Annotated in this window: 9 protein-coding genes and 1 pseudogene; 3 read left to right on the top strand and 7 right to left on the bottom strand. The window is 67.2% G+C overall.

Features of this window, described 5'->3' with window-relative positions; translation table 11 throughout:
- Positions 1–97 precede the first annotated feature (97 nt).
- Positions 98–910: pseudogene (locus NS2_RS33580) on the bottom strand (IS256 family transposase); the annotation flags it as partial.
- Positions 911–944: 34 nt separating this feature from the next.
- Between NS2_RS33580 and NS2_RS33575 the strand changes: the two are divergent.
- Positions 945–1370, top strand: a complete 426-nt coding sequence (locus NS2_RS33575; protein WP_147207415.1) for a group II intron maturase-specific domain-containing protein — start codon at positions 945–947, stop codon at positions 1368–1370.
- 858 nt (positions 1371–2228) lie between these two features.
- Here the strand turns inward: NS2_RS33575 and NS2_RS33570 are convergent.
- Together NS2_RS33570 and NS2_RS38100 are read right to left on the bottom strand one after the other, a co-directional pair.
- Positions 2229–2762 carry an alpha/beta hydrolase gene (locus NS2_RS33570; RefSeq protein ID WP_106852494.1) on the bottom strand — a complete coding sequence of 178 codons (534 nt, stop codon included), beginning with the start codon at positions 2760–2762 and terminating at the stop codon, positions 2229–2231.
- An 11-nt stretch (positions 2763–2773) separates the two neighbouring features.
- On the bottom strand, positions 2774–3178 hold the full coding sequence (locus tag NS2_RS38100) for a hypothetical protein (RefSeq protein WP_249218100.1): 405 nt from the start codon (positions 3176–3178) through the stop codon (positions 2774–2776).
- 284 nt (positions 3179–3462) lie between these two features.
- Here NS2_RS38100 and NS2_RS33560 point away from each other — a divergent pair, with 284 nt between their 5' ends.
- The gene (locus NS2_RS33560) at positions 3463–4620 is read left to right on the top strand and encodes an FAD-dependent monooxygenase (RefSeq protein ID WP_033091320.1); all 1158 of its coding nucleotides are present in this window, start codon (positions 3463–3465) and stop codon (positions 4618–4620) included.
- A 12-nt stretch (positions 4621–4632) separates the two neighbouring features.
- Here NS2_RS33560 and NS2_RS33555 read toward each other — a convergent pair whose 3' ends face one another.
- Positions 4633–5289 carry a response regulator gene (locus NS2_RS33555; RefSeq protein WP_033091319.1) on the bottom strand — a complete coding sequence of 219 codons (657 nt, stop codon included), beginning with the start codon at positions 5287–5289 and terminating at the stop codon, positions 4633–4635.
- Positions 5290–5303: 14 nt separating this feature from the next.
- A complete protein-coding gene (locus NS2_RS33550) occupies positions 5304–6455 on the bottom strand; it encodes a sensor histidine kinase (protein ID WP_033091318.1) in 1152 nt (383 codons plus the stop codon).
- Between the two features lie 140 nt (positions 6456–6595).
- Here NS2_RS33550 and NS2_RS33545 point away from each other — a divergent pair, with 140 nt between their 5' ends.
- Complete coding sequence (locus NS2_RS33545) at positions 6596–7477, top strand: sterol desaturase family protein (RefSeq protein ID WP_033091317.1); 882 nt, start codon at positions 6596–6598, stop codon at positions 7475–7477.
- A gap of 63 nt (positions 7478–7540) precedes the next feature.
- On the opposite strand, the gene NS2_RS33540 is transcribed toward NS2_RS33545, so the two are convergent.
- On the bottom strand, positions 7541–8725 hold the full coding sequence (locus NS2_RS33540; RefSeq protein ID WP_033091321.1) for an NAD(P)-dependent malic enzyme: 1185 nt from the start codon (positions 8723–8725) through the stop codon (positions 7541–7543).
- 572 nt (positions 8726–9297) lie between these two features.
- Complete coding sequence (locus NS2_RS33535; RefSeq protein ID WP_033091316.1) at positions 9298–10854, bottom strand: FAD-binding protein; 1557 nt, start codon at positions 10852–10854, stop codon at positions 9298–9300.
- Positions 10855–10993 lie beyond the last annotated feature (139 nt).

Here is a 10993-nt window from a genome sequence, read left to right as displayed (position 1 = left end):
AGGGGAGTCGCATTCCTCAAGGCCGGTATTTTGACCGAAGAGGGCGTGAACCGGGAAAAAACCTGACATATTGTCAAATCCTGTGGATGAGGTTGTTTCAGGCGACTTCTGTTGCGCCTGAATCGATTCCCTTCTTCGGTGGTGTGATGCCGATCGGTCTTTCGAGGAGTTTGCCTTTGTGGAACAGGGCACCGTTGCGAACGAGCGCGACCAGGTGCGGGGCGTGGACCGCGCGCCAGCGGGTCTGGGCGGCCTCGATCAGCTTGTAGGCCATGGCGAGCCCGGCCGCGCGTGAGCCCGGTCCCTTGGTCACCTTGGTGCGCAAACGCACTGTCGCGAAGGTGGATTCGATCGGATTCGTGGTGCGTAGATGGATCCAGTGCTCGGCGGGATACCGGTAGAATTCCAGCAACACGTCGGCGTCAGCGGTGATCTTGGCGACCGCCTTCGGATACTTCGCCCCGTAGTCGATCTCGAACGCCTTGATCGCCAACTGCGCCTTGTCGATATCCTCGGCGTTGTAGATCTCCTTCATCGCCGCTAGCGCTGCCGGATGTGCCGATTTCGGCAGTGCGGCAAGCACATTAGCCTGCTTGTGGAACCAGCAGCGCTGCTCACGGGTGTCGGGGAAGACTTCGCGCACCGCCTTCCAGAACCCGAGCGCGCCGTCACCGACCGCCAGCACCGGCGCTCGCATCCCTCGGCGGCGGCAATCGCGCAGCAGATCCGCCCACGATTCGTGCGATTCGCGGAACCCGTCGGTCAACGCCACCAGTTCCTTGCGGCCGTCCGCCCGGACGCCCAGCATCACCAGCATGCACAATTTCTCCTGCTCGAGGCGTACTTTCAGGTGGATGCCGTCGACCCATAAATAGACGTAGTCCACGCCCGAGAGGTCGCGGGCGGCGAAGCGGTCCAAGCCAGGCACGAACCACGCGCAGAAGGTGGTCTACACCTACCCGTCGAAGAAATCGCTGCACTCGATCGTCGGGAAGATCAGATCCCTCACGAGCAGATCGACAACAGGCATGTCTCTTGAAGAACTGCTCAAACGCCTGAACAGAGTGGTTCGGGGCTGGTGTGCGTACTTCAAGCACGGGTGCTCGAAACGCACATTCAGCTACCCCAGTCACTACATGTGGTTCGAGGTGGCGCACTGGATGAGGATGAAGCACCGCAGGACCGCTTGGAGGAGACTGCGACGTCGCTACGCCGACAAGCGGTTTCCGACCTACCAGCCATCCGAGAACGGGACCGTGCTCTATGACCCCGCAAGCATCGTCATCGAGCGCTATCGATGGCGGGGTCACGCGATCCCGACACCATGGAGCGTTCGGGCGGAACAACTCGAAACACTCTCACAAGCATGACAGTCATGGAGAGCCGGATGCGGCGAGAACCGCACGTCCGGTTCGGCGGGCGGCCACGGGAAACGGACCCGCGGGCAACCCGGGCACCGCGCCCGTGGCCGACCCAACTGCCACAGCGGGAAGCCGACCGGAAGCGACGCGAGTCTCCATCTGGCGGCGATAGGTATCGAGTTCACGGCTCGGATCGAGCTCGACACCCGGCGGGAACGACGCCAGGAGATCTCCACCGGGATCCTCGGCCAGTACCGCACGAAGCCGGTCGACCTTCACGGCAATCTCCCCGACCCGGGAATTACCATCAATATCCATGTGCCGCAAACTAACACCACACCCGACCAAGATCCGGCGCAGAACATCGTCGCTCGGTGACCGGTGGTGATCGACCAGTCCACCCCGGACCCGAAGACGCCACCGGCGAAAACGAACTCGGTCGCCACCAGCACTCGACGATCGAGTGGGGTGGTGGGCGGGGGAAGAATCCTGTCGATGCGAGAACAAGAGCGGGACCAGACGCCGCACGAACATGGGGTTGCTGTCGCCAGTCGCCGATGCCGCTGCTGTGACCGGCGGCTCGACAGACAATGCGGCTATGGCCCAGTTACTGACAGGCCGTTGGCCGACTCCCGAGAAGTGCTCCCCAGTGGTACTCGGCCCGCACCGAATTCCATCACTGGGACTCCGCGGCGCGGGTAGGCGCGTTCGATGCCGCACTGGCACAACGATTCCCCACCTACGCAGACGCATGAGCGACAATCATCGACTTCAGCTGCAAGACATCGATGTCGAGTGGCTGGACGGGGAACTGGCGGCGTTGAACATCGACGCCGCACGGCCCGAATCCCTCACCGGTCGGTGGCATCACCCCAGCGTCTGGCGTAGGAAGTCGAGGGCGTCCTGTCCGGAGGTCGGGACGATGGTGTTGTGGGTTGCTGTGGGGTAGATCCGTAGGTCTGGTGGCGTGGCTGCCTTGGTGAGTTGCTGTTGGAGCAGTAGGGCGGCGGGGAGGGGCATGATGTCGTCGAGGGCGCCCTGGGCTATGCGGATCGGTACGCGGTAGCCGGTCGACGGGACGGTGATGTAGTCGCGGAACGCGGCGGTGAAGACGGGGTCTGCCAACGGTTTTGCCAGTAGCTCGCCGGGTGGTCGGCCGCGGACGAGGCGTTGGACGGGCAGCAGGGTGCGGTCGGGGCTGGTTTCGGCGAGCTGGACGGCGGTGCGGCCCTTGTCGGTGAGGAAGTCGGCGATCGGCAGATCGGGGCGGGCGTGCGCGAGACCGGCGATGGCCAGCACGCCGTTGACCATGATGGCGTTGACCAGCGGGATGACCGGGGTGTTCGGGCCCATCAGGCCGAGTAGGATCTCGACGTTCGAGGCAGGGGAAAAGGCGAGCACGCCACGTAGATTCAGTTCCGGTGCGTATTCGGCCGCCAGCGACGCGGCGAACAGTGTCCTTCGGCTCGCCCGGCAAGGTACTCGTGGTATCCCGGCGCTCCGAGACCGATGTAATCGCTTGCGGCGACGGCATATCCGGCGGCGAGGAACCGTGACAGGTCGGGTGCCTGGTCCTCGGTCCCGTCGATGACGTTGCCGGTCCGGCTCGGCGCGCAGCCCTCGGTCATCCCGGAAGTTCCGTGCCCCCAGGAGACAACCGGCCAACCGCCTTCCGGCTCCTTCCCCTCGGGCACATAAACCACGCCCCCGCTGACTTCCGGCTCCCCACTCTGCCCGACGGTTCGATAGACGATCCGAAACCCGCTGCCCGCGTAGGGAATCAACTCCTCGCCACGCAACGGCGTCGAATCAACCACGGTCCCCTGCTCCGACAACGGTTGGGCCACCGCGGAATTGGATCCTCCAACGCCAGCACTGCCGCCGCGACCGCGGCGAGGAGAATGCGCACACCATGACCCTAGGCGGTGGTCGGCACCCGGCCGAGGTAGAAGCGGAATCCTTCTGCTTCCGAGGCGGGCAGGGCCGCACCGATGAATTCCGTATCGATGTGTCGTCGGTACGTCTGGATGCACCGATAGTGGTGAGTCGGGACAGGAACAGATAATCCGGGCAGTGATCCGGCGGGCGAACGGGAGGCGCAGTGAGCGGAGTCAAGGTATTGGTGGCGGGGGCGAGTATTGCGGGGCCTGCGGTGGCGCACTGGTTGCGGCGGTATGGGGCCGAGGTGACCGTGGTGGAGCGGGCTCCGGAGTTGAGGGCGGGTGGGCAGGCGGTGGACGCGCGCGGGGTGGCCAAGGAGGTTATTCGGCGGATGGGGCTGGACGCGGAGGTGCGGGCGGCTTGTACCGATACCGCGGGGGCTTACACCGTGGATGTGGACGGGAAGGTGCTGGAGACCTTTCGGGCCGAGGATGACGGTGGGGACGGGTACATCTCGGATATCGAGATTCTGCGGGGGGATCTGTCGCGGGTGTTGTATGAGGACACACGGGATGGGGTCGAGTACATCTTCGGGGATCGGATCGCCGAGTTGACCCAGGATGCGGATGGGGTCGATGTGGTGTTCGAGGGTGGGGATCGGCGGCGGTTCGAGCTGGTGGTCGGGGCGGATGGGTTGCATTCGGCGTTGCGCGCCATGGTGTTCGGGCCGCGCGAGCAGTACATTCGGCACCTCGGGCAGGTGATGTCGTTCTACAGCGTGCCCAACGCGTTCGGGCTGGACCGGTGGCTGATGGACTATCACGCGGCCGGGCGCACGGCGGGGCTGCGGCCCATCCAGGACGCCACCCGCGCGATGGCCATGTTCTCCTTCGCCGCGGATGACTTCGACGTGGATTACCGGGATATCGACGCTCAGAAAGACCTGCTGCGCGAACGCATGACCGGCATGGGCTGGCTCGCCCCGCAAATCCTCGCGCACCTCGACGACACCCCGGACTTCTACCTCGACCAGGTCGCCCAGGTGGTCATGGACCGCTGGTCCCACGGCCGGGTGGCACTGCTCGGCGACGCCGCGTTCAGCTCGTCACCGCTGTCCGGCCAGGGCACCGGACTCGCCTTGGTCGGCGCGTACCTGCTGGCCGGCGAACTGGCCACCGCCGGATGGGACCCGGCAGCCGGATTCGCCGCCTACGAGAAGCGAATGCGCGCCTTCGTCGAGGCCAACCAGGAGATCGGCCGCCTGCACGCGCACAGCCTCGCCGCCCCCGCGCCGGACGCCGCCCCCGACGCACAACCCGAATGGGACATGGACCTGATCAACCGAGCCATCAACGGCGTCGACCTCCCCGACTACTGACCCACTCGACGGCTATCGCGGCTTGGTGGGGACGAGGCCGTGCTGGTGGGCGTAGACGACGGCTTGGATGCGGTCTCGGACAGCCAGTTTGGCAAGGATTCGGGAGACGTGGGTCTTGATGGTTTCCTCGCCTATGCCGAGCGCGGTGGCGATCTCGCTGTTGCTGCGGGCATCGGCCAGTAGTAAGAGCACCTCGCGCTCACGGGCGGTGAGGTGGGCCAGTTCCGGGGGCTCGGCGGGTGGCGCGATGCCGGTGGCGAGACGGGTGGCGAGGCGGCGGGTCATCGAGGGGTCGATGACGGCGTCGCCGCGCACCGCAACCCGGATGGCAGCCACGAGTTCTTCGGGCGGAAGGCTTTTCAACAGGAAGCCGCTGGCTCCGGCGGACAGGGCACGGTGCAGGTTGGCCTCGTTGTCGTAGGTGGTGAGGACCAGGACTCGGGTACCGCCCACTGCCACAATGGCTTCCGTGGCGGCCAGGCCGTCGAGCTTTGGCATGCGGACATCGAGGATCGCGACGTCCGGGTGGGTGCGGGCGGCGGCTTCGATGGCCGCGCGGCCGTCGCCGACCTCGGCCACGCACTCCAGGTCGGGGTGGGCGTCGATGACGGCGCGCAGGCCGGAGCGGAAGACGGTGTGGTCGTCGGCGATCAGAACGGTGATGGTCATGGGACTCCGATCGGCTACGCGGTGCCAATGGGCACGGAAACCCCGATTTCCCAGCGGGTTCCGGCAGGATCGGCTCCGTAGGTGACGGAGCCGTCGAACAATTCGATGCGGCGGCGAATACCGTCCAGGCCGCGGTGACCGATCTCGGTGACGACAGCCGTCCCGATGGGGTTGGACTCCCGGATCTCGACTCGCCCGGGCCGATAGCCGATTTCGAGGTCCGCCGAATCCCGGCCGTGGCGCAGCGCATTGGTCAGCAGTTCCTGCACGACGCGGTAGAGCATGACGTCCAGCGATCCCGGCAGCACCGGCGGTTCACCCGAAACAGTCACGCGCACAGTCAATCCGGCGTCGCGTACCCGCTGCACCAGATCCTCGATATCGGCCAGTCCGGGCTGACGCTGCCCGTCGTCGTCACGCCCGTGCAGCAGATCCAACTGCCGACGCAGATCGACCATCGCCGCGCGGCTGCTCGACTCCACCGCCGTCACCGACCGCCCGGCCGCCTCGGTATCGGTGCGCGACAATGCCATTCGCGCCACCCCCGCATGAATTCCGATGGCGCTCACATGATGCGAGATGACATCGTGCAGATCGCGGGCGATGGCCTCGCGCTCGTCGGCCAGCGCACGATCCAGTGCCGCACGCTGTTCCTGCTGCCGAAGCCGTTCCCGCTGTTCCAGTTCCGCGATATAGGCCCCGCGCGCCGCCGTGTACCGGCCCACCAGCCACGGCACCAGCCCCGCGCCCAGTGCGACGATCACCAACCGCACCGGCGGATGCGTGCCCGCCACCAGATTCACCGCTACCGAACCCCCGACCAGCCACAGCAAGGTCGCCATCGCGACCGTCCCACCCAGCCACGCCCCGGCCTGGTACCCGGCCACCAGGTAGCCGACATCGAAAACCCGTGCGGTGATCGCGTAGTGGTGCGCGAACGCGGCCACCGACACCTTCACCAGCACCTGTACGACCGCCACCACCGCCGCCGTCGAGGCGGGCGCGGCCAATGCGAGATCCGCGCCGACCGTGGCCACCAGCAGGATCGTGGCGAGTACCGGAGCCAGCCCGAACGCCCCGCACATCACCATCTGCGAACCGTCCAGCACCGCCGCCACGGCGGCCACCAGCAGCGACTGCCTGGCCAGCGACCGGGTCACATCCATGGCCGCACGCTACCCCGGGGACCCCTCATCCCCCGTGTGAGGGACACAGAATCCCTCGTCGGCGCGACGATTCGGGCCGATCGCCGAACTAGCGTCGGAGACATGCCAGCAACCCCGCCGTCACCCCCGGGAGCCCGGATATGAACGCCGATCTGTTCATCTACGCCCTGCCGGCCTTCGCACTGCTCATGGTGATCGAGTGGATCGACAACCGGCGCGACCCCAACCGCCCCGCCAATGGCGTCGACCGCCGCGACACCACCTCCAATATCGCCACCTTCGCGCTCGGCCGGATCGCCAAACCGATACTGGCACAGGTGATCCCGTTCTCGGGCGTAGTGATCGCGGCACATTTCACGCCCTTGCACCTGTCACCCGGGCACTGGTGGGTATGGGTGGCGGGCCTGATCGTCACCGATTTCTGCTACTACTGGGCGCACCGCGCCGACCACCGCATCCGGCTGCTGTGGACCTCGCACAGCGTCCATCACTCCAGCCGTTTCTTCAATTTCTCCACCGCCATCCGCCTGCCGTGGGCGCACCCGGCCGCCAATATCCTGCGTGGACTGTGCTGGGTGCCCGCGGCGCTGCTGGGCTTCCCGGCATGGATGATCTTCGTGCTGCAGTCCATCGGCCTGCTCTACCAGTTCCCGATCCACACCCAGCGCGTGCGAACACTGTGGCGGCCCATCGAATTCGCGTTCAACACCCCGGCCCATCACCGCGGGCACCACGGCTCCAACCAGCCGTATCTGGACAGGAACTACGGCGGCATCCTGATCATCTGGGATCGCATGTTCGGCAGCTTCGCGGCGGAAACCGAGCCGATTCGCTACGGCTTGACCAAGGACATCGCCACCGACAATCCGATCAAGGTCAATTACACCGAGCTGGTGGATCTCGTGCGCGACGTCCGCTCCGCCCGCACCTGGCGCGGCCGCCTCGGATATGTCTTCGGCCCGCCCGGCTGGACCGAGGACGCCGCCATCCCGGACCTCGAAAAGGCACCGGCCGCGGCCTGATCAGCGAACGAAAAGGGGCGCTTCGTCATCGACGAAGCGCCCCTTTCCCGATTCGGCGAGTGACTACGCGACACCCTCGGCGCGGGCGGCGTTGCCGACGGCCTCGGCGACGGCCGGGGCCACGCGCGGGTCCAGCGGGCTCGGGATGATCTTGTCCACGGACAGCTCACCCGCGACCACGTTGAAGATCGCCTCGGCGGCGGCCACCTTCATGCCCTCGGTGATGCGACGCGCGCCCGCGTCCAGCGCACCCTTGAACACGCCCGGGAAGGCCAGCACATTGTTGAGCTGGTTCGGGAAGTCGCTGCGACCGGTCGCCACGATGGCCGCGTACTTCTTGGCCACCTCGGGGTGGATCTCCGGGTTCGGGTTCGACATGGCGAACACGATGGACTCCGGAGCCATGGACGCGATGAACTCCTCGGCGATGGTGCCCGCCGACAGACCCAGGAACACGTCCGCGCCCGCCAGCGCCTCGGCCGGGCCGCCGGTCACGTTGCGCGGGTTGGTGCGCTCGGCCAGCGCGGTCTTGTACTCGTTCAGGTCGCCGCGGCCCCGGCTCACGATGCCCTTGGAGTCGAGCACGACGATGTCGGAAATGCCTGCGGCCAGCAGGATGTCGGTGCATGCGACACCGGCCGCGCCCGCACCCGACACCACGACCTTCAGGCTGGACATGTCACGGCCCTGGACCGCGACCGCGCCCTTCAGACCGGCCAGCACCACGATGGCGGTGCCGTGCTGGTCGTCGTGCATGACCGGGCAGTCCAGCGCCTCGATGACGCGCTTCTCGATCTCGAAGCAGCGCGGCGCGGAGATGTCCTCCAGGTTGACCGCGCCGAAGCTCGGGCGCAGCCGGATCAGGGTCTCGACGATGGCGTCGGGGTCCTTGGTGTCGAGCACCAGCGGGATGGAGTCCAGCCCGGCGAACTTCTTGAACAGCGCCGCCTTGCCCTCCATCACCGGCAGCGAGGCGCGGGCGCCGATGTCGCCCAGGCCCAGCACGGCGGTGCCGTCGGAGACGACCACGACCAGGCGCTCGGCCCAGGTGTAGGTCTTGGCGAGGGACTCGTCCTCGGCAATGCCCAGGCAGACCTGGGCGACACCGGGGGTGTAGGCGATGGAGAGGTCGCGCTGGGTCTCCAGCGGAGCGGTGAGTTCGACCGACAGCTTGCCGCCAAGGTGCCCGGCGAAGATGTCTTCCGTGGTGATGTCGGCCAGGCTCGCGCCATTGGACGCGGGGGCCACGCCGTCATTCGCGGGGGTCGCGGTGGCATTCACTGCTTCAGTCACGGGTGACACGATTTCACTCCTGATCGGTTCGGACTCAACCGTTTGACGGTTACCGTTCGGTAATAGCTGAATTTATGGTTTCGGTGCTCATATATCTTTTGCCGCAGTCGCGTTCAGCGACGTCGACACCACTTCCGAGCCACTTCGCAGAAACCCGTGCCACCTCATCGTGGCAACGAACACAAAGTATTACGGCATTGCGGGAAGTGTGTCGCGGCAGCGCAGATCGTCGAGCGAGAACCGGAGGGGTGTGTCCGGGCGAACAGCCGGGGTGACCTCGTGTGAACCCGCGAGTCGGGGTTCGTGAATCACCGAGTGTCCCGGGCCGGGCGGTGGCGACGGCCAGGATCGGATCATTCTGCCAGTCGCTGCGACGGCCTGCCAAATCGCCCCCGGGTCCGTCGCGTCGCCTCACCATCGTTGAAGGGTAAGGCAGCCGAATCACACCGGGGTGAACGAAAACTCGCTGGTCGGAACCTGAAGTTGGAGAACTGTCACAACGCGGTCTCCGGGGCGGCGGTGAGCTGTCAAGCCGGGCGGGCATCGGCGACGGTGAGGTCCGGCCGCACCCAGACATTGTCGAGACCACCCGAGAGCAACCGTACCCGCCAGTCACTTCCGGCGCCCGGGTGATCGGTGCGCCGATGCATGCCCCGGGTCTCGGTCCGGGCCAGCGCCGAGTACTTGGTCCAGCGGGCCACCGCCAGCAACGCGGCGGCCTGCCGGGCGCGCAGCCGATCCGGCCCCTTGCCGCCGAGCGCGAATTCGACCCCGGGCCACATGCCGTCCAGTTCGGCGATGCTGTCGCGCAGGCTGCCGTCGCTGCGCCAGTAGCTGCGCCGCAGCGGCAGCGTGTGCTCCTGGACCAGGCCGACCACCGCGCGCGGATCCAGCCGCGCCTTGTCCCCGAGCCCCGCGCCGGGCACCGGCCGCGCCTTGCCGAGCTTGTGCCGGGCCGCCGCGAAACCGGCCGCGCCCGCCCCCGCCCACACCCCCGAGGAGATGGCCCACGCCCCGTTCTGCCCGCCGAAACCGCTGACCGCGCCGGTGATCGGCTCGCGGGTGGCGACATCGCCCGCGCCGTAGAGCCCCGGAACCGTGGTGGCGCAATCGGATCCGGCCAGCCGCAGCCCGCCGGTGCCGCGCACCGTGCCCTCCAGCACCGCGCACAGCGGCACCTGCCCGGACACGCCGGGCTCGAGCCGAGCCACTTCCGCACGCACCGATTCGGGCAGCTCGTCCAGGGCGGCGTAGACCCGGCGGCCGTCGGCGATGGCGGCGAAAGCCTGTGCTCGCGAACCGCATCCCTGCCCCCACAGCACCGCCCGCGACTCGTCGTAGAGCGTCGCGAAATGCATGACCTGGTCGGACGCGAAGATCGCGGCCACCGGTCGGCCGCCCAGCAGCGGCGAATCGACAACGGGGGCCAGCGAATACGCGTTGGAGAACTCCATGCCCGACAGTTCCGCCCCCGCCTCCGCGCCCATCAGCAGCCCGTCGCCGGTGTCCACGTCGGTGCCCGCGCCGCCGGAGAGGAAGGCGCAGCCGCCGGTGGCCAGCACCACCGCGCGGGCCCGGATGGTCCAGCCGCGGAACTCGCCGCGCAGCGCCACCCCCGACGCGCCGGACACCGTGCCATCACGATCGGTAATCAACTGCAGCGCCGGATGGTGGTCGAGAATCCGCACCCCGGCGACCACCAGGCTGCGCCGCATCCGTCCCAGATATTTCGCGCCGTCGAGATAGACCCGCGCCGGGCGCTCCGCGTGTTCACCCCGGAACCGGAAGCCGCCCTGCACCAATTGCCCGACCCGCCGATGGGTCTCGTCCAGCACCCGGTACATCCACTCCGGATCACCCAGCCCGCCGCCGTGCGCGAGGGTCTGCCGCACCGCCTGCTCGCGCGCTTCGCCCGCCGGAATGTTCCACAGCGTGACCCCGCCCCGCGCCGTCGGGCCGCTGCTGCCGCAGCGGGCCTTGTCGACGACCAATACCCGCGCACCCACGGCGGCCGCGGCAAGGGCGGCCCAGGCTCCGGCCGGGCCACCTCCCAGCACCAGCACATCGGCGTCGAATTCGGTCATATCGACAAACGTTCGACGACAGTTCAACTACTCGCAACCGTTATGCGTATTTCAATTCCACCACTGCGCCCAGAGCAGATATCCGGCTATCCCGAAAACGACCATGCATCCGAAAAAAGCCGCGAAACCTTGACGCTCG

The organism is Nocardia seriolae NBRC 15557 (assembly GCF_007990715.1).
Classification (GTDB): Bacteria; Actinomycetota; Actinomycetes; order Mycobacteriales; family Mycobacteriaceae; genus Nocardia; species Nocardia seriolae.
The sequence above is the reverse complement of the archived record's forward strand: the minus strand, read 5'-3'. Positions and strand labels throughout refer to the sequence as shown.